Source organism: Marinobacterium iners (assembly GCF_017310015.1).
Classification (GTDB): domain Bacteria; phylum Pseudomonadota; class Gammaproteobacteria; order Pseudomonadales; family Balneatricaceae; genus Marinobacterium; species Marinobacterium iners.
The window spans coordinates 473,548-491,959 of the sequence record NZ_CP022297.1; the positions used below are offsets into that span (position 1 = coordinate 473,548).

14 protein-coding genes are annotated in these 18,412 nt (G+C 55.5%); 12 read left to right on the forward strand and 2 right to left on the reverse strand.

Features of this window, described 5'->3' with window-relative positions; translation table 11 throughout:
• Positions 1 to 49: 49 nt before the first annotated feature.
• Complete coding sequence (locus CFI10_RS02360; protein WP_206838894.1) at positions 50 to 985, forward strand: LysR family transcriptional regulator; 936 nt, start codon at positions 50 to 52, stop codon at positions 983 to 985.
• Between the two features lie 444 nt (positions 986 to 1,429).
• On the opposite strand, the gene CFI10_RS02365 is transcribed toward CFI10_RS02360, so the two are convergent.
• Together CFI10_RS02365 and CFI10_RS19120 are read right to left on the reverse strand one after the other, a co-directional pair.
• Positions 1,430 to 2,518 carry an NAD(P)-dependent alcohol dehydrogenase gene (locus tag CFI10_RS02365; protein WP_206838896.1) on the reverse strand — a complete coding sequence of 363 codons (1,089 nt, stop codon included), beginning with the start codon at positions 2,516 to 2,518 and terminating at the stop codon, positions 1,430 to 1,432.
• A gap of 263 nt (positions 2,519 to 2,781) precedes the next feature.
• A complete protein-coding gene (locus tag CFI10_RS19120) occupies positions 2,782 to 3,396 on the reverse strand; it encodes a cold shock and DUF1294 domain-containing protein (RefSeq protein WP_242530083.1) in 615 nt (204 codons plus the stop codon).
• A 256-nt stretch (positions 3,397 to 3,652) separates the two neighbouring features.
• Between CFI10_RS19120 and CFI10_RS02380 the strand changes: the two genes are divergently transcribed.
• The 11 genes from CFI10_RS02380 (at position 3,653) to CFI10_RS02430 (ending at position 18,412) form a co-directional block, all read left to right on the forward strand.
• Positions 3,653 to 4,147, forward strand: a complete 495-nt coding sequence (locus tag CFI10_RS02380) for a hypothetical protein (protein WP_206838898.1) — start codon at positions 3,653 to 3,655, stop codon at positions 4,145 to 4,147.
• Positions 4,144 to 4,728, forward strand: a complete 585-nt coding sequence (locus tag CFI10_RS02385) for a hypothetical protein (RefSeq protein ID WP_206838900.1) — start codon at positions 4,144 to 4,146, stop codon at positions 4,726 to 4,728. The genes CFI10_RS02380 and CFI10_RS02385 overlap by 4 nt, the downstream gene beginning before the upstream one ends.
• Positions 4,729 to 4,880: 152 nt before the next feature.
• Positions 4,881 to 5,777, forward strand: a complete 897-nt coding sequence (locus CFI10_RS02390; RefSeq protein ID WP_206838909.1) for a helix-turn-helix transcriptional regulator — start codon at positions 4,881 to 4,883, stop codon at positions 5,775 to 5,777.
• On the forward strand, positions 5,774 to 6,553 hold the full coding sequence (locus CFI10_RS02395) for a hypothetical protein (RefSeq protein WP_206838911.1): 780 nt from the start codon (positions 5,774 to 5,776) through the stop codon (positions 6,551 to 6,553). The genes CFI10_RS02390 and CFI10_RS02395 overlap by 4 nt, the downstream gene beginning before the upstream one ends.
• The gene (locus CFI10_RS02400) at positions 6,546 to 7,091 is read left to right on the forward strand and encodes a BREX protein BrxB domain-containing protein (RefSeq protein WP_206838913.1); all 546 of its coding nucleotides are present in this window, start codon (positions 6,546 to 6,548) and stop codon (positions 7,089 to 7,091) included. The genes CFI10_RS02395 and CFI10_RS02400 overlap by 8 nt, the downstream gene beginning before the upstream one ends.
• 71 nt (positions 7,092 to 7,162) lie before the next feature.
• Entirely contained in the window at positions 7,163 to 10,627 is a 3,465-nt protein-coding gene (brxC, locus tag CFI10_RS02405) for a BREX system P-loop protein BrxC (RefSeq protein WP_206838922.1), read from the forward strand.
• A gap of 28 nt (positions 10,628 to 10,655) precedes the next feature.
• A complete protein-coding gene (locus CFI10_RS02410; protein ID WP_206838932.1) occupies positions 10,656 to 14,198 on the forward strand; it encodes an Eco57I restriction-modification methylase domain-containing protein in 3,543 nt (1,180 codons plus the stop codon).
• 4 nt (positions 14,199 to 14,202) lie between these two features.
• Positions 14,203 to 15,198, forward strand: a complete 996-nt coding sequence (locus CFI10_RS02415) for a DUF932 domain-containing protein (RefSeq protein WP_206838934.1) — start codon at positions 14,203 to 14,205, stop codon at positions 15,196 to 15,198.
• 156 nt (positions 15,199 to 15,354) lie between these two features.
• The gene (locus CFI10_RS02420) at positions 15,355 to 16,458 is read left to right on the forward strand and encodes an AAA family ATPase (RefSeq protein WP_206838936.1); all 1,104 of its coding nucleotides are present in this window, start codon (positions 15,355 to 15,357) and stop codon (positions 16,456 to 16,458) included.
• On the forward strand, positions 16,455 to 17,132 hold the full coding sequence (locus tag CFI10_RS02425) for a DUF4276 family protein (protein ID WP_206838937.1): 678 nt from the start codon (positions 16,455 to 16,457) through the stop codon (positions 17,130 to 17,132). Before CFI10_RS02420 ends, CFI10_RS02425 begins: the two co-directional genes overlap by 4 nt.
• 2 nt (positions 17,133 to 17,134) lie before the next feature.
• Entirely contained in the window at positions 17,135 to 18,412 is a 1,278-nt protein-coding gene (locus CFI10_RS02430; RefSeq protein ID WP_277987740.1) for an AAA family ATPase, read from the forward strand.

The window sequence follows — 18,412 nt, forward strand, 5'->3', positions numbered from 1 at the left end:
AATCTTAAAAATATATTATTCCTAACACTTCAATCTAAAAAATAGAACGATGGACCTGCGTCAGCTAAAATACTTCGTAGCTATCTATGAACTCAGAAACCTCTCACATGCGGCAGACCACTGTAGTGTGGCTCAGTCAGCGGTGAGCCATCATTTGGCGCGGTTAGAAGATGAATTGGGTACACCTCTGTTCAAACGCCGCTCGCGTGGCATGGATCCGACCGCTGCCGGAGAGCGCCTATACGAACATGCCATCGATATTTTTATTCGTTTGCGAATGGCAGAAGATGATGTCAAGAATGGTGGTAAGGTACTGTCCGGTGAGATCACAGTGGGTATGCCATACAGTGTAATCAAGGTCATTGGTGTCGAGCTTATGAGGGCTGTGCGTGAGCGCTATCCTTCAGTGACCCTCATTTTGAAGGAAGCTCTATCAGGGATAGGGTTTGATCACCTTGTGACGGAGCAGTGCGAGTTCTCACTTCTTTACAACCCACCACAGGATGATCGTATCCGACAGAAACCACTGTTGGATGAACAGCTCTACTTCATCGGCCATCCCAGCCTGCTGGGTGACGCACCAGATCCGCTGGAATTCAGAGACCTGACAGAATATCCACTGATGCTATTATCAAGCGGCACATTTTCTCGTGCTTTGATGGATAAGCCGCAGTTGCTCCACTCGCTGGAGAGAGCCAGTAGTGTGCGCCTTGCTTCTGTGGCGGCGACGATCGGTGCTCTTGAGGCTGCTATCGGTTGTACGGTTGCTCCTCAGGTGCTGGTTGCAGATCAGCTTCAAAGAGGTGAACTGGTTGCGCGGCGAATCATTAACCCTGAGCCGGTGCGAACCCTGTATCTGGCTGAACGCAGTAACAACAGCTCCTCTTTTCTTTCGGAAAAGATTGCCCAGCTTGTTGAAGAATTAGTGCAGGACGCCGTACTAAAGGGACGTTGGACCGCTGCCTTGTTGGCGGCCGGGAAATAGTTCTGATAGGTCGTAGTTCTTTATATGCTGGAAGGCTAGGGTTTTGGCTCGCTAACATGGTTTTTGAACTGAGAAGAATATCCACAGCGTCGTAAATAAGGCTGGCGTACTCCGGCTTCAAAGGAAACTGACATGTTACATAATGTCCGCTAAGGGCCATTTCCTGTACTCTGAGTAACAGGGCACATGCTACTGAACGACAAGCATTTCAGAGTCAGCGGAACACTGATTCGAAGCTGGGCACCCATGACAATAGCCCTGCTGACCGCAGTGCTCAACACAACGTCAGGTGTAAGATGCACAGTGATAAGGCTCGCGTATCCAGCATGAACATAGAGGCTCAACTTGCCAGAAAAGCGCAGAGCAGCAGATCACCTCAATGACCCGCTGCTCTTGGTATTCAGTCATCCGCCAGAGCTTGTTTTTGCAGCTCGCTTCAGACTATCAACCAATTTTCAGCACTGGCTTGATGGTCTCGCCGCTGGCCGAGTCTTCGAACGCTTGGTTGATTGCATCAAATTCATAGAATTTGACGAGTTTGTCGAAGGGGAACTGACCAGCCTTGTAGTAGGCAACCAGCTGAGGAATGAAAACGCGCGGCACCGAATCACCTTCGATCACGCCGATCATCGACTTGCCTTCGGCCATCAGATCATTGTGAATGTCCAAGGTCACTTCCGGGGTCACGCCCACGATTGCACTTACGCCCAAAGGTCGCAGAGCCTGCAGTGACTGACGCACAACGGCCGGGACACCCGTAGTTTCAATAGCGTAGTGGCTGCCGCCGTCTGTCAGTGCGCGCACTTCGGCTACCGTATCAACTTCGCGGCCATTGAGCACAGCCGTCGCCCCCAGCTCTTTCGCCAGTGCAAGGCGACTTTCATGCACATCCACTGCAATAATGTGCTGACAACCGGCAATTTTCGCTGCCATTACAGCGCTAAGGCCGACGGCACCACAGCCGTAGACAACCAGACTGCTGCCAAACTCAGGCTTCAGGCGATTGAGTACAGTACCGGCACCGGTCTGAATGCCACATCCCAGTGGGCCCAGTAGGGCCAGATCGACTTCAGGGTCGACTTTGACTGCATTGCGTTGATGCACTACGGCATGGGTTGCAAATGAAGATTGCCCAAAGAAAGTACCCAGTGCCTGACCATCCTGACTCAGGCGGTGACTGCCATCATCAGCGCTGCCGCCGAAGTTTAAGTCATTGAAAGTGTCACAAACAGTCGGGTGGCCAGTCAGGCAGTTACCGCAACTGCCGCAATGGGCGAACGACAGCACAACATGGTCACCCGGTACCAGGTCGCTAACCTGTTCGCCCACGCTTTCAACAATGCCGGCGCCTTCGTGTCCCAGTACAAGCGGATAGGGAGAAATGCCAAGGTCACGTGCAACGGCATCAGTGTGACAGACACCGGTGGCGACGATGCGAACAAGAACTTCGCTGGCCTTAGGTGATGCCAGCTCGACATTTTCCAGCTCAAAAGCAGCATGTTGCTGGCGGGTAATGGCAGCTTTAATCTGCATCGCAATCTCCTAATATACTCGTAAGAAGTTCTGAGTATGCGATTTTCTGACAGATTTTGACAGGTACTAATTAGACAGTAGAGACATGTTTCGGAACAGTTTCGGAGTCGCCAACCATTACATCTTCAGCCTGTGCCATCTTGTTGTGAAAATTCCGGTGGCTGCAGTCAGAGGATCTTCCGCACACGCCTCCTGAAAGGTGAGTGACAGCTAGCAGCTGTACCGCTGGAATTTGAACTTGGCTGGTCGCAGGTTGACGCTATTCACCACCTCAGCAGCGGCTGCCACAGCTGACGCCCAGGCTCACTGACCAGAAACCCCATCAGTCCCAGATTAAGCGCCACCGTCCACCAAAAGGTGGTTCGAAAGGCTGCTTTCACAGACTTATGACGCAACAAACTCTGCGCACACAACGCTCCCGGCCAGCCACCCAACAGCGCCAGCATATGCAGCGTCGATTCAGGGGTACGGCGCCGATCGGCCTTGGCTGCTGCCTTGTCCATGGCGTAGACGATAAACGTCCAAATGCTCAGCGCCCCCATGAGTAGCGGGAGTTGCCAGGGTAACAGGCCGATCATCGCCGCCACTCCCAGTACAACAAACAGCGCGAGCACCGGTATGACTACATGGCTACTGGAGTGTTGACTGTTTCGCTGCCGCCGCACACTGGTGCCGGCTAAAACAACAGAGTCGGCACGGGGACGGTTGTCCTTATCGGTACCAGGCTCATAGGTAACCAGCTGGTTAACCTGAGGCAGCAGACTGCGGTCGCGCATGGCGCTGACATGGAAAAACAGATCATCACCGCCTTCCAGCGGCTGAATAAAACCAAAGCCCTTGTCGGCGTTCCATTTTTTGATGCGACCTTTCATTGCCATGTGTTCGTTCCCTGATATCGTTGGCAAAAATAACGTGCTACCGGCCAGAAGTTCATCTGTTGAAGGTGTCCATGCAGGCGGCAGGTAACAGATCACCCTTCTTGCAGAGGGCGGCTGTAAAAACGCCATACTACCAAAAAACGGCTATTCTGTTTGTTTCGAAGGGTGGCTGAAAGCGGCAACCCCGCATCGGGCTGATGTGTCATCTCTCTGGGTGCTGATCCAGCCAGATAGACCAACGAGAAAAGGAGATTCCATGACGGCTCAAATCAGTGAAAGCCTGCAGCTGGACGGTGAGCAAGTGCCAATGATGGCCACGCCCTTGGAGCAGTATTTCGAATTGGGCGGTGAAAAGCCTGAATTCCATGCAACATGCTCGGCGCTGTGGCGGGGGTATCGGGCAAGCTGGGAGATTATCGATGACCGGCTGTATCTTGTAGGCTTGCAGGGAACGGGACCTGGCGGCCGGACCATCACTCAGAAAGACCTGTTTCCCGATTACGCTGAGCGTGCCTTTGCGCATTGGTACAGCGGTACGATCAGAATTCCAAGAGGGAAGCTGCTGGAGTACGTCCATGGAGGCTTCGGTAGTCAGTATGAGCAAGACCTGATGTTAACGCTTGATCGGGGCGTCGTCGTCAGCAGGCAAGTTATCCACAATGGCACTGCACCCGAAGGGGCAACTGAAGGCTATTCACCGGCAGCCATGACGGTGTTTCAGCAAGGTGATGCAGGGGGTAAACAGGAATGAATTACCTCTACGGCTATCTGGTTGTCGGTGTGGTCTATGGGCTATCCGTCTGGGTTCTGCACAAACTGAGGCCACGTAAGAACGAGCTGAATGACACCATCACCGCCGCAATGGACAAAGCGAGAGAAGGGCAGCCGTTCTCTTTTCTCGAAGACATTCTGGCACCACTTTTGGCCATACTCTTTGTTGTTACGGCATGGCCGTTACTGATCATCATAAACATCCGTGACAAAAGACGATTTGAACGTCGGCTCGATGATGACGGTGAAGAGCAACTCACTGTGGCAGCAGAAGACGTGCTCGAACAGCTAACGATCCAGGAGATAGAACAACGGGAAATGGTCACAGACCCTCTGCATGCAGCACCCGAGCTGCCTTTTGGCCATCTACACCCCGTCTGGGTCAAGTTCAAACAGTCCTTGGATGAGCAGGATACTGTCCATTCGTTCACGAAAGAATGGCGGCCACCTTTATCGTTTTACCATCAGGAAGTAAGCGGGTATGTCTGCGTTCGGGACGCGCAGCCCGAGCATTTCATACTGACCAAAGTGGTTGAATTGCCTCTGTCCCGCAGGGCCTGAAAAAGACAGCGTAACGGCTTGCCGGGGGTAGCCCATCCGCTGCGCTCCCGGCTTGAATGAAACAGAACCTGGGTGGTTTTATCCACAGCAGGTTGCTATCATCATTTTTATGACCACCAAACGATGACACAGCAGCCCAAGGACAGCACCCCATGCCAACGATGGCAGCCAATACTGCTTCACCCAACCAGCGTGAACGCCTGTGGCAGATCGATTTTCTGGCGCGTTTTCGTGGTCAGGTGACACGTCAGGACCTGGCTCACCGTTTTGGCATAGCACTGTCCAACGCCACCCGTGATTTCACCCTCTACCGCGAGCTGGCGCCGGGTAACCTGGATTATGATCACCGCGACAAGGTGTATCGTCGTACTGCTCAATTCCAGCCATTGTTTACCTACGACCGCGAGCACACGCTACAGACGCTGAGCCATGGCCAGGCGGTAGGGCAGGAACCCTGTGAACAGCCGATTCTGGTAGACGTCGCGCCTGCATTGAACCAGCCTGATCTCGATATTCTGGCAGCCGTGTCACGTGCGCTTTACGCAACCAGAGCCATCAAAATCCGTTATGTATCCGCCAGCAGTGGCGAGTCCGAGCGGGAGATTGTGCCACATAGCCTGGTGAACACGGGGTTGCGCTGGCATGTGCGGGCCTTCTGTCGCACCCATGCCCAGTTCCGTGATTTTGTTTTGACGCGCATCATTCAGGCCGATGAACTGAACAGCGCCACTGATCCGGCGATAGAAAGCATCCAGCAGGATGTAGAGTGGAATCGTTGCCTGGCCGTAGAGCTGGCGCCGCACCCGGCAGCCGCGCACAAACGTGCCATCGAGCTGGATTACGGCTTGGCACCCGGTGAGTCCCTAAAAGTAAACCTTAAAGCAGCCACCGCTGGTTACCTGCTGCGCCGTTGGGGAGTGGATTGCAGTCTGAACGCGAGCCTTTCGCCGGATGAGTACCAGCTGGCACTTATCAATCCAGCCAGCGTTTCCCGCCAAGCAAACCTTTCCATTGCCCCCGGTTTTCTCCAGGAGATACACCGTCCATGATCTCGACCGAAGCCCAGCAGAAATTCGGTTTCAAGTTTGGCCGTAACGGTGCCCATGCCAGCCGGACCATGATGCTGTCTGAAATCACCGAGCTGTTTCACGGTCGCACTATGGATGCCACAGCTGCCCAGTATCAGGAAGATGTGGAGCTGTTCAACGTGCTGCATAAGCCCACTGAAAAGGCCCGCAAACTGACGTGGCGGCATCTGGTGGATCTCTACGGCATGGATACCGCGATTCCGCTGTTTCGTGTATTCCGCCGCTTTTGGGAATCGGACGAACAGGCCCGAACCCTGTTGGCCTGCCAGATGGGGCTGGCCCGTGACCCCTTGCTGCGCATCTCGATGAACAAAATCCTGCAATTAGAGCCAGGCCAGTGGTTACCTCGGGAGGAGATGGAGCAGGTATTCGCCGAGCAGTGCCCCGATCGCTACAGCCCGGCCACGCTTCGATCCATTGCGCAGAACGTCAACGGCACCTGGACCCATGCGGGATTTTTGCAGGGCCGCAGCAAAAAACACCGTACCGACCCGGATATCCGCCCCGTGAATGTGGCCTTTGCGCTGTTCATGGGCTATTTGCAGGGGCTGTCGGGCAACCGTCTGTTCAATACTGAATGGACGCGCATACTGGAGTGCCGTACCGAGCGTCTGTTGGAGCTGGCCCGCCAAGCCAGTCACAGCGGGCTGCTGCGCTTCAAGCACTCCAGCGAAGTGGTTGAAATCACCTTTCCCGATTGTCTGACCAAGGATGAAGAGGCCTGGCTGTATGAGTAATCGACTGAACCGTCTGATCAAAAGCTACGCCGGTTTCATCAACATCCCCTGGATGAAAGGGCTTGCTGATGAGCAGCGCGTGCTCTTTGCTGTTTACCACAAAGAAGATGAACTCAAGTTGCGAGCACGGGTAGAAGAGTTCCGTCTGGCCACCGAAAGTGCAGGGCATACCTGGCTGGAGCTGGATATCACTCGCCTGTTTCCGGAATGGATGGCCGCGCAGAAGTACCGCGAGGACTACTTCGAAGACCCCGAAGATCTGGAGCCGAAGTACAAAACCTTTGTTCGCCAATCGGTAGAAAAGCTGGCGGCACAGATTCAGTCTGAAGCGGATGAAAACACTTTGGTGACTCTGGTCGGCTGCGGCACCCTGTTTGGCTTCGCCTCAGTATCGGATTTCGTCAAACAACTGGCCGCCCATGTTCCAGGCCGATTGCTGGTGCTTTTTCCGGGCGAGTATATCGACAACGGTTACCGTCTGCTGGACGCCCGCGATGGCTGGGGTTACCAGGCCACAGCGATTACCGCAGACAACTGATCAGCATTAAGTACGCATTTAAAGATTCGCGTCACAGACGCCGAGAAACAGACACAGGGAGCACGCACAGGATGCTGAACCGCGATATTTACCAATTGGACCCCCAGCAGAACCGGCTGGAGAACAACGGTGTCGCCGAAGTAAAGGACGACCAATCAGCACAGGCGCTGAAAACCCTGCGCTACGAGCTGCAAACCTTCGTCTGTGACGGTGAATACGAAGCGGGACTGGGCAAAATCCTCTCGGCCTACCTGCGTAATCTGGGCGGTGGTCATGAGCAGCCGGGCGTCTGGATCTCCGGCTTCTTCGGTTCCGGTAAATCCCACCTGGCCAAAATGCTGCGTGCGCTTTGGACCAACCAGCCGTTTGCGGATGGTGTCAGCGCCCGTGACATTGCTGACCTGCCGCAAGAGATCAAGGACTACTTCCAAGAGCTGAGCATTGCCGCCAGCCGTCACGGTGGTCTGCATGCTGCTTCCGGTACGCTCGGTTCAGGGGCCAACAACAATGTACGTCTGGCACTGCTCAACATCATCTTCAAATCCGCCGGCCTGCCGGAACAATACCATCAGGCCCGGTTTGTCCTCTGGCTGAAAAAAGAGGGCATTCTGGAGCAGGTCAAGGCACAGGTGGAAGCCGACGACGATGTGTGGGAAGACGAGCTGGAAGACCTGTACGTCTCCCGCAGCATCGCCCGTGCCCTGATGCAGGCCGACGATACCCTGGCCAGCGATGTTAAAGAGATGCGTCAGCTGCTGAAAATGCAGTACCCGAAGGTGAACGATGTCACCAACCAGCAGATGGTGGATGCCATCCACGATGCACTGGCGCAAAATGGCCAGTTCCCGTTGACCCTGGTCGTGCTTGATGAGGTGCAGCAATACGTGGGCAATGACGCTGAAAAAGCGCACCACGTACAGGAAGTGGTCGAGACCTGCTGCAAGCACTCCACCTTCGAGAACAAGCTGCTGTTTGTCGCCACCGGTCAGAGCGCGCTATCCGGCATGCCCAACCTGCAGCGTTTGATGGGCCGTTTTCAGATTCCGATCCAGCTGTCTGACACCGATGTGGAATCGGTGATCCGCAAGGTGATCTTGCAGAAAAAGGCCTCGGCCCGATCCGAGTTGGATGCGGTACTCACCAACCACCTGGGTGAAATCTCTCGCCAGCTGCGTGGGACCAAAATTGAACACCACCGTGACGACGAGAAGGTGTTGCTGGCCGATTACCCGCTGTTGCCGGTGCGCCGCCGCTTCTGGGAAAAAGTGCTGCGTATTGTCGATACCACCGGCACCGTGTCACAGCTGCGTAATCAGCTCAAAGTGATCCATGAAGCCGCCAAGTCCACTGCCGAGGAGCCGCTGGGCCACGTTGTACCGGCTGACTTTATCTACGATCAGATCGCTGTCAGCTTGTTGCAAACCGGTGTGATCTCCAAAGAGATATCCGAAACAATCGGTCGCTTTTCCGCAGGTGATGCCGATGATCAGCTTAAATCCCGCATTCTGGCGCTGGTGCTGCTGATCGGTAAGCTGCCGACCGACCCCACCGCCGACTGCGGCGTGCGCGCCACCGCCGATATGCTGGCCGACCTGTTGATTGATGACCTCAACAACGGCAAGGAAGGGATACGCAACCAGGTCCCGAAACTGCTGCAGGCCCTGGCCGATGACGGCTTGTTAATGCCGATGGAAACCCAGGTAGGGACTGAGTACCGCCTGCAGACTCAGGAAAGCGCCCAGTGGTACGACACTCTGCGCCAGGAAGAAGCTGACCTGCGCGGTAACCCGCAACGCATCGAAAACATCCGGGTTGACCTGCTGCATAAAGAACTGCGCCAACAGATCGCTCAGGTCCGCTTGACCCAGGGTAACTGCAAAGAACCCCGCACCGTGCAGGCCTGTTTTGACCCTGAACTGCCCCGTGATGCCAGTGAAAAGATCTATGCCTGGGTACAGGATGGCTGGAGTGTCGATGAAAAGAGCTTCCTCAGCGACGCCCGTAGTCGCAACCCCAGCGAACCCACCATCTTCATCTTCGTACCGGCGCGCAACCGTTCCGAGTTGAACAACGCCATCGTGGCCGAACATGCCGCTCAGGCGACACTCGATAAGCGTGGCATTCCCAACACTGATGCCGGCAAAGACGCCCGCAGCGCCATGGAAACCCGTTACCGTGATGCCCAGAAGCAGGTTAAAACCCTGCTGCGTGAAATCTTTGATGGCGTGCAGGTGCTTCAGGCCGGCGGCAACGAGGTGGACGGCAACAGCATTACCGAGCGGGTAGAAACCGCTGCACGCGCCTCGCTGATTCGACTCTATCGTGAATTTGATGCGGCTGATCACGCCGGTTGGGGCAAGGTGTTTGAGCGTGCGGCCAAAGAGGGTGGTCAGAACGCTCTGGAAGCGGTGGGCTATAGTGACGAGCCGGAAAAACATCCGGTCTGCGCCGCAATCAAGCGTTACATCGGGGTATCCAAAAAGGGCAGTGAAATCCGTGAGCATTTCTCCGCGGCGCCCTATGGGTGGCCCCAGGATGCCATCGACGGTGCGCTCTTTGTGTTGCTGGCCAGCGGTATTCTGAAAGCGAAGGATGCGCGCAAAAATCCGGTTCAGGTGACCAAGCTGGAGCGCAAGCAAATCACCCAAACCGACTTCGAGCCGGAAAGCATCACCATCCGCCCGGTGGATCTGATTAAGATCCGTGGCGTACTCACCGCCTGTGGTATTCAGAACGAGCCGGGTGAAGAAGCCGCCAAACTGCCGCTGCTGGCAGAGAAGGGGCGCGAACTGGCGCACAAAGCCGGTGGCGAAGCACCGCTGCCCGCCAAGCCGGATACCCGTTTGTTTGATGAACTGGCACGTCAGTCCGGCAATGCCCAGCTCAAGTATGCACTGGACGAGCAGGATGGGCTCAAGCAGGCGATCAAAGATTGGAGCCATATTGCCCAGCGCATCGAAGCGCGCCGCCCTGAGTGGGCGCAACTGCAGGACCTGCTCAACCTGAGCCGTGGCATGGCGTTCCATGGCCCGATTCAGGTTGAAGTGGATGCCATTATCGATCAGCGCGCGCTGCTGGATGATCCCAACCCCATCAGCGCGCTGATTCAGCAGTTGGAAACCAAGCTGCGCGAGGCGATCCAGTTCCATATCCAGGCATACCTGGCCCGTCATGCCGACTGTCTGACTCAGCTTCAGGCCGACAGCTACTGGCAGCAGTTGAGCGACACCCAGCAAACCGCCATTCTCGGCAAACGTAACCTGCTGACGCTGGATGAGCCTGCACTCAACGATGCTGAAGCCATTATCGACAGTCTGAACGAGGTTAGTCTGGAACTCTGGAGCGAACGCACCGACTCCCTGACCGGCAAGTTCGACAGCGCCCGTGTGGAAGCGGTGGAACTACTACAGCCCAAGCTGCAACGGATCAACCTGCCCAAAACCACCTTTGAATCCGAAGCGGATCTGGACGCCTGGCTGGAACAGGTTAAACAGCAGGTACTCGATAAACTCAACGAAGGCCCCGTGACCTTCTAAACGGGATCTTTTAGAGAGCGACATTCTGATGAATATGTTCAACAACACCCGTCAGCCACTGGATCGCACCCTGCGTAAGGCGCTGGAAACCACCGTGGGCAAAGCCCGCGAAGTGGCGGAACAGGCGGCGACTCAGGCACTGACCCGCCTGAGCGTAAGCGATGCCAAACCCGCCGACTACCTGAGCGATGCCCAGCGCAACTTGCGTAACCGCCTGCGTGCCCATGGCCGCCAGCTGGGGGATAGCAAACAAGATAACGGCCAGCAGAGCATCCGCAAATTGGTGACGGAAGTCGCCTACGAACACTGGCACCGCATGCTGTTTGCCCGTTTTCTGGAGCAGAACCAACTGTTGATGTACGACGAGCACACGCCGCTGACCCTGGCGGAGTGTAACGAGTTGGTACAGGAGCCGGATATCGCCCGCGATGAACTGGAAGCCCGCTGCACCACCGGCTGGGAGCTGGCCGGGGTGCTGGCCTCCAAGATGCTGCCGCAGATTTTCCGGATCGACTCCCCGGTGTTCGAGCTGGAGCTGGCACCGGAACATCAACGCACACTGGAACAGCTGGTTACTGGCTTAGCCCCGGCGACCTTCCAGGCCCAGGATAGTTTGGGCTGGGTGTATCAGTTCTGGCAAAGCAAGCGCAAAAAAGAGGTGAACGATTCCGAGGTCAAGATTGGCGCCGACGAACTCTCGCCCGTCACCCAGCTGTTTACTGAGCCCTATATGGTCAGCTTCCTGCTGGATAACAGCCTGGGCGCCTGGTGGGCAGGCCAACGACTCACCGACCACGACTGGCAAACCGCTCAAAGCGAACAGGAGCTGCGCGACAAAGCCGCCATTCCTGGCGTACCACTTAGTTACCTGCGCTTTGTGAAGGATGAAAAAAGCCAGCAATGGCAACCCGCCTCCGGCACCTTCGACGCCTGGCCTAAACGCCTAAGCGAACTTAAAGCCCTCGACCCCTGCTGCGGCTCCGGCCATTTCCTGGTCGCTGCCTTCCTGATGCTGGTCCCCATGCGCATGCAGGCCGAACAGCTCAACGCCCGCCAGGCCATTGACAAGGTGCTCAGCGAGAACCTCCACGGCCTGGAGCTGGACCAGCGCTGCGTCGAGCTGGCCGCCTTTGCCGTGGCACTGGAAGCCTGGCGCTTCCCGGATGCCGGTGGCTATCGCAGCCTGCCGGAGCTGCATCTGGCCTGTAGTGGCCTCTCCATTACCGCCGCTAAGGAGGAGTGGAAGGAACTGAGTCGCAAGGCGGGCAAGCAGAACCTGACCATCGCCCTGGACTGGATGTACCAGACCTTTAAAGATGCCCCTGTGTTGGGCAGCCTGATCAACCCGCGCCGCAGCAAGGCCGCGCAGATCGCCCAGTGGAGCGAACTGCAGCAACTGCTGGGTGAGGCACTCTCGCAGGAACAAACACAGCAACAGGAAGCAGCGGAAACGGGCAGCTCTGAAATCAATAACCGCGTCGAAGCGGGCATTGTCGCCCAGGGTTTGGCCAAAGCCGCCGAGCTGCTGGCAGGCCAGTACACCTGGGTGATCACCAACGTGCCTTACCTGGCGCGCGGCAAACAGCACGACACCCTCAAAGACTACTGTGAAACCCATTACCCCGAAGCCAAGAATGATCTGGCCACGGTGTTTCTCGACCGCTGCCTGGAGTTCTGTGAGCAGGGTGGCACCGCCAGTATTGTGCTGCCACAGAACTGGTTGTTCCTTACCAGCTACCGCAAGTTCCGCGAAAAGCTGTTGCAGAACGATAGCTGGCATTTGATTGCGCGAATGGGTGAAGGGGCATTTGAATCCTCAGCGGCTGCGGGGGCCTTCGTAGCTCTGATCACCCTGAGCCGTGGCAATGCCGCAGGCCAGTCGGTGGATCTGCTGAACACTGGCGAGCAGAGCAATTGGATTCGTGGGGTGGATGTGTCCGAACCGCGTACGGCGGCAGAGAAGGCGGCGGGGTTGTTGGTGGATGACGTGAAGAGTGTGGATCAGGGGAGGCAGTTGGGGAATCCGGATGCAAGAGTCAGTTTAGGGCAAGCTAGCGATCTACCTCTTTTGGAAATGTACGCATCTTCAATACTGGGTTTAGGTACATGTGATGCACCTCACTACGTACGGCTGTTCCCTGAGATTCCTAAACTCACGAGTTTTTGGTCTTTTTTACAGACTGCGTCTCAAAGCGATTCTTCTCCGACAGGTTTGGAGTCAATTGTCAGCTGGGATAGTGCAAGAAAGCGTGTACACGGGATGTCAGATGCAGAGCGAAAGCAAGGTCATAATCAAGATTACCGTGGTCGAGATGCTTGGGGTAAAAATGGGGTTGCCATATCTCTTATAAGAAATTTAAGAACCGCCGACTACAGAGGTCAGTTGTTCGATAAATCAGTAGCTACTTTGATTCCCAAGAAAAAGAGCAATCTCGAATGTTTGAAGTCTTTTTCTGAGTCACCTGACTTTGTTGATCTAGTAAGACAAATTGATCAAAAATTGATGGTGACGAACTCAACTCTGGTTAAGATTCCATTCGACTTTGAGTATTGGGCCAAAACCGCCGAAGAAAAATACCCCAACGGCCTACCCCAGCCTTACACCAACGACCCTACCCAATGGACCTTCCACGGCCACCCTTGTGGTTCGGTCATCTGGGACGAAGACAGCAAATGGACCGCCCATGACGAACTGCGCGTCGATGACAGCGTACTGCAAGTCGCCGTCGCCCGCCTGCTCGGCTACCGTTGGCCGGCAGAGCTGGACCCAGAAATGGAACTGGCCGTTGAACAGCGAGAATGGGTCGAGCGTTGCCAGTCTTTGGCCGGTTTTATCGATGACGACGGCATTGTCTGCTTGCCGCCGGTGCGCGGCGAAAAGGCCGCCGACCAGCGCCTGGAAGCCCTGCTGCAAGCCGCCTATGGCGATGCCTGGACCACTCCGCTGAAAAACCGCCTGCTCGATGCCGTCGGCAGCAAATCCCTCAGCCTCTGGCTGCGCGATAAGTTCTTCGAGCAACACTGCAAGATGTTCCAGCACCGGCCCTTTATTTGGCATGTGTGGGATGGCCTGAAAGACGGCTTCAGCGCCCTGGTCAACTACCACCAGCTGGACAAGGCCGGGCTGGAGCGCCTGATCTACACCTATCTGGGCGACTGGATCCGCACCCAGCAAGCGGGCGTGGCCAACGGCGAAGACGGTGCCGATATCCGCCTCGCCGCAGCCGAAACCCTGAAAGCCGAGCTGGAAAAGATCCTCGAAGGTGAAAAGCCCTACGATATCTTCGTGCGCTGGAAACCGCTGGCAGAACAGCCTATCGGCTGGAACCCCGATCTTAACGACGGCGTGCGCCTCAACATCCGCCCCTTCCTGCTGGCCAAAGACCTGGGCAAAAAAGGCGCGGGCATTCTGCGTGTGAAGCCTACCAGTATCAAATGGACCAAGGACCGCGGCAAAGATGTTCCCTCAGCCCCCTGGTACCACCTGGGCCTTGAATACGGCGGCAAAGAAGGCGACCGCATCAACGAACACCATCTGACATTGGCAGAGAAGCAAGCGGCAAGGAGCTGAACAGATGAAACGCAGCTGGAAAGAAAAGGATGTCACGCAGGCGTTTTTCCCGGTGGCGATGAAGCCTGTATTTATCCAGACTTCGGAGGGTAGGCAAGATCTGTTCGATCATACAGCTTATGAACAGCTGCCCCGGCATCAGGCGGTCGTGGATACCGATAAGAATCTTACCTTTGCGGTAGTAACAGACAGCTATCGGCTGATCACCAACCAGGAGGCCTATAACCTGGCGGCGGATGCCATGCGGACGGTGTTCAAGATGACCTCCATGAAGGATATGCAGTGCCTGAATGTGACCATGCCCAAAACCCGGTCTTTCTGCCATATCGACCTGATTCATACCAAGAGTGAGTTCGAACCCTGGGAAAAAGACCGCTGGACGCCCTTTGTACGCATCACCAACAGTTACAACCGTACCCACCGCCTGCGCTTTGAGATCGGCTTTTGCCGCTGGATCTGTCTGAACGGTGTGATATTCGGCAGCAAAAGCGTCGAGATCAGCTTTGCGCATACCCGGCAGTTGGAAGACGCGATGAAGCGCTGGGAAGAGAACCTGGCCGGTATCCATGAGCTGGAGCGGCTGTTTGTCTCCCAGTTGCGTAACCTGCAGCGTTACCACGTGCCGGCCAAGTGGATGTTGCCGCTGACTTGCAAGGTATTTGATCTGCGCCTGCCGCCAGAGGCGGAGATCAAACGCAAACGTGCCGAAGAGCTAATCGAGTTTCGCAACGCCATTGCCGACCGCACCAGTGATTACTTCGTGAAAATGGGGGAGCACGGCTACGCTGCACTGAATGTACTGTCGGACTACGCCAGCCACCCCGTGGGCGTGATGGCCCCTGAGTCGAAGATGGATGGCTACCAGCACAAAACCGGTGAATGGATCATGGATTTCATCGAGCAGATAGAAAAGCGAGACTTCACCTTTGAAGCCTACCTGGCAGACTACCTGGATACTGCACAGCAGATTGCGGAGTTGAAGGTTGAGCGGGTGGAATAGCAGCCGGGGCTGACAGGTTGCGGATGTAGCTGGCCAGTCATGCAAAACCACAGGACGTTTGATCGGCCCGAGGCAATGATCGAGGTGCTGGTTGCTGAAGTGTTGGCGGCGTATCCTCTAAAATCACAGGTATCTGGATAAAGTGGCGATATAAAAATGAGTGCGATCCGAACCCTGTCCATCAGTGGCTTCAAGTCTATTCGAAAGATGGACGGTTTGAGCCTGTCCAACCTGAACGTGCTGATCGGCGCCAATGGCTCAGGGAAGAGTAATTTTGTTTCCTATTTCCGGATGCTCTCCGAGCTGGTAGAAGGGCGTCTGCAGGTATGGGCAAGCAAGCAGGGCGGTGCGGATCGCATTCTGAGTTACGGGGTCAAGGAAACATCCAGCCTGGAAACTCTGGTTTGCTTTGGTGATAACGAATACGAGTTGGTGCTTGAGCCCAACACAGACGAGAGTTTCACCTTTACCAAAGAACGCATTTACTTTGCCGGCGCTTACTATGGGCCAACCGACAAAAACCTTGGCACAGGCCATGCAGAATCCAAGCTAAAAGAGCGCATGAAATTCGGTGATGGGGCCTCGGTGGCAGAGTTCTGCTATGGCGCCATTTCCGGCTGGAAGGTCTATCACTTTCACGATACCAGCGATACGGCGGGGGTTAAGCGCCTGTGCGCCGTGCACGACAACGAATTCCTGCGCATGGACGCCTCCAACCTGGCGGCTTTTTTGTATCGACTGCAGAGTGAAAAGCCAGAGGTCTATAGCCAGATTCGCAAAACCGTTCGGCTGGCGGTGCCCTTCTTTGATGACTTCGTACTCAAGCCCATAACTCTGCCGAGTGAAGAGCAGCAGGTGCGTATGCTGTGGAAGCAGCAGGGCAGTGACTATTCACTTTGGCCCAGTCAGTTGTCGGATGGCTCTATTCGCTTTATCTGCCTGGTAACGGCACTGATGCAGCCGCGTCTGCCGTCTACCATCATCATCGATGAACCCGAGCTGGGGCTTCACCCCTATGCGATCACCTTGTTGGGCGCTTTGGTACGTTCTGCGGCGAAGCGTACCCAGGTCATCATCTCAACCCAGTCCGTCCCGCTGCTGAACGAATTTGAAATTGATGATCTGATTGTGGTTGAGCGCGAGCAGGGCGCTTCTGTTTTCAAACGTCTGGATGAGTCCGACTTTGAGCGCTGGCTGGACGATTACACAGTCGGTGAGCTGTGGGAGAAAAACGTGCTGGGCGGGAGGCCTTCACGATGATTCGGGTGCATGTGATTTGTGAAGGGCAAACTGAAGAGATGTTCGTGAACGAGTTGCTGCAGCCGGTGTTCATGCACAAAGATATCTGGCTGGTGCCCGCGTTAGTGGGCAAGCCCGGTCACAAGGGCGGAAACTTCAAGTTTGAGCGTCTCAAGTCAGATGTCGAAAACCGCTTGCTGCAGGAGAAAACCGCATACTGCACCACGTTTTTTGACTTCTATGGCCTGCCGCCGAGCTTCCCAGGCAAAAACGATGTGGACGAGAGTGCCGATGTGGCTGAAAAAGCATCTGTCATGAAAGCCAAGATGACAGAGGAGCTAACACGACTATTGGGTCAGGATGCCATGCGCCGTTTTATCCCTTATGTGCAGATGTATGAGTTTGAAGCGCTGCTGTTCAGTGATCCTGAAGCCCTAGCCAGGGGGATGGACATGCCTCAGATTGGCCAGCAGCTCATCGCCATCCGTGAAGGCTTTCCCAGTCCTGAGCACATCAATAACAGCCCTAACACGGCCCCGAGCAAACGTCTTGAGCAGCTGATCTTCGGCTACGAGAAACCTTTGATGGGCAGTATTGCTGCATTGGAGGTCGGGTTGAATGCCATGCGTGAAAAGTGCGCGCTTTTCGATGGTTGGTTGAAAGAGTTGGAAGCAATCCCTGGTGTCGGAGGTTAACGGTGTTTAAAGAACTGAAATTGACTAATGTCGGCCCGGCTCCATCCATGGAGTTGGAGTTCGGTCAGCGCCTTAATCTGATTACAGGGGATAATGGCCTGGGTAAAAGCTTTCTGCTGGATATCGCCTGGTGGTCGATGACCCGTAAGTGGCCGTCTGAAATCAACCCCAAGCTGACCGTGGGGAAAAAGGTACAGCCTCAGCGCAAGGGTGACTCGTCTATCAGCTTTTCCTTCTCGGGCAAGGTTAAAGAGGTTAGCTACGAAAGCACCTATCAGCGCAGGGAGGAAGCTTGGACAGGTAATGCTGGTCGTCCGGCGAATCCCGGTCTGGTGCTCTATGCCATGACAGATGGTAGTTTTGCGGTCTGGGATCCGTCTCGGAATTATTGGCAGACCCGCAATGGCATCGATGTACAGGAGCGCCGTCCCGCGTATGTGTTTGCGCCGGACGAAGTGTGGCATGGCCTGAAAGCTGAGGACGGCACGGTTTTGTGTAATGGCCTGGTGCAAGACTGGGCAACCTGGCAGAAGGAGAAAGGTGCAGCGTTCAGGCATTTGGTCAAGGTGCTGAAGGTGTTGTCGCCCTCTGATAAGGAAGAGCTGCAACCGGGCGACCTGACCCGTATCAGCCTAGATGAAGCACGCGATATTCCGACGATCCGTATGCCCTATGGCCAAGATGTTCCAGTCGTCCATGCATCATCCGGTATCCGCCGTATCATCGCGCTGGCTTATTTTTTGGTATGGGCCTGGGAAGAGCATCGCAAAGCCGCCGACTTGCTGCAGGAAGATCCGACCCATCAGGTGGTCTTTCTGATCGATGAAGTAGAGTCGCATCTGCACCCCAGCTGGCAGCGCAGCATCATTCCGGCGCTGTTGTCTGTCATGGAGCAGCTTATTCGGCGTCCTGATGTGCAGTTGATTACCGCTACCCATTCGCCGCTGATCATGGCATCCGTCGAGCCTGTGTTCGATCCTTCACAGGATGCCTGGTTTGATCTGGACTTGGAGCAGGGAGAGGTGAAGCTGCGGCAGCGGCCTTTTACGCGCCAAGGTGATGCGTCCAGCTGGCTGACCAGTGAGGCCTTTGATCTTGAGAGTGCCCGCTCAAAAGAGGCCGAGGTAGCACTGACACAGGCTTCAGAGGCGCTCAGTGATGACAGCTTTGATGCGCAGGATGCCAAGGCTTTGGATGCAAAACTGCGCGAAGTATTGAGTGATACAGATCCGTTCTGGATGCGCTGGCGTTTTGTGGCTGAAAAGAAAGGGTGGCTCTGA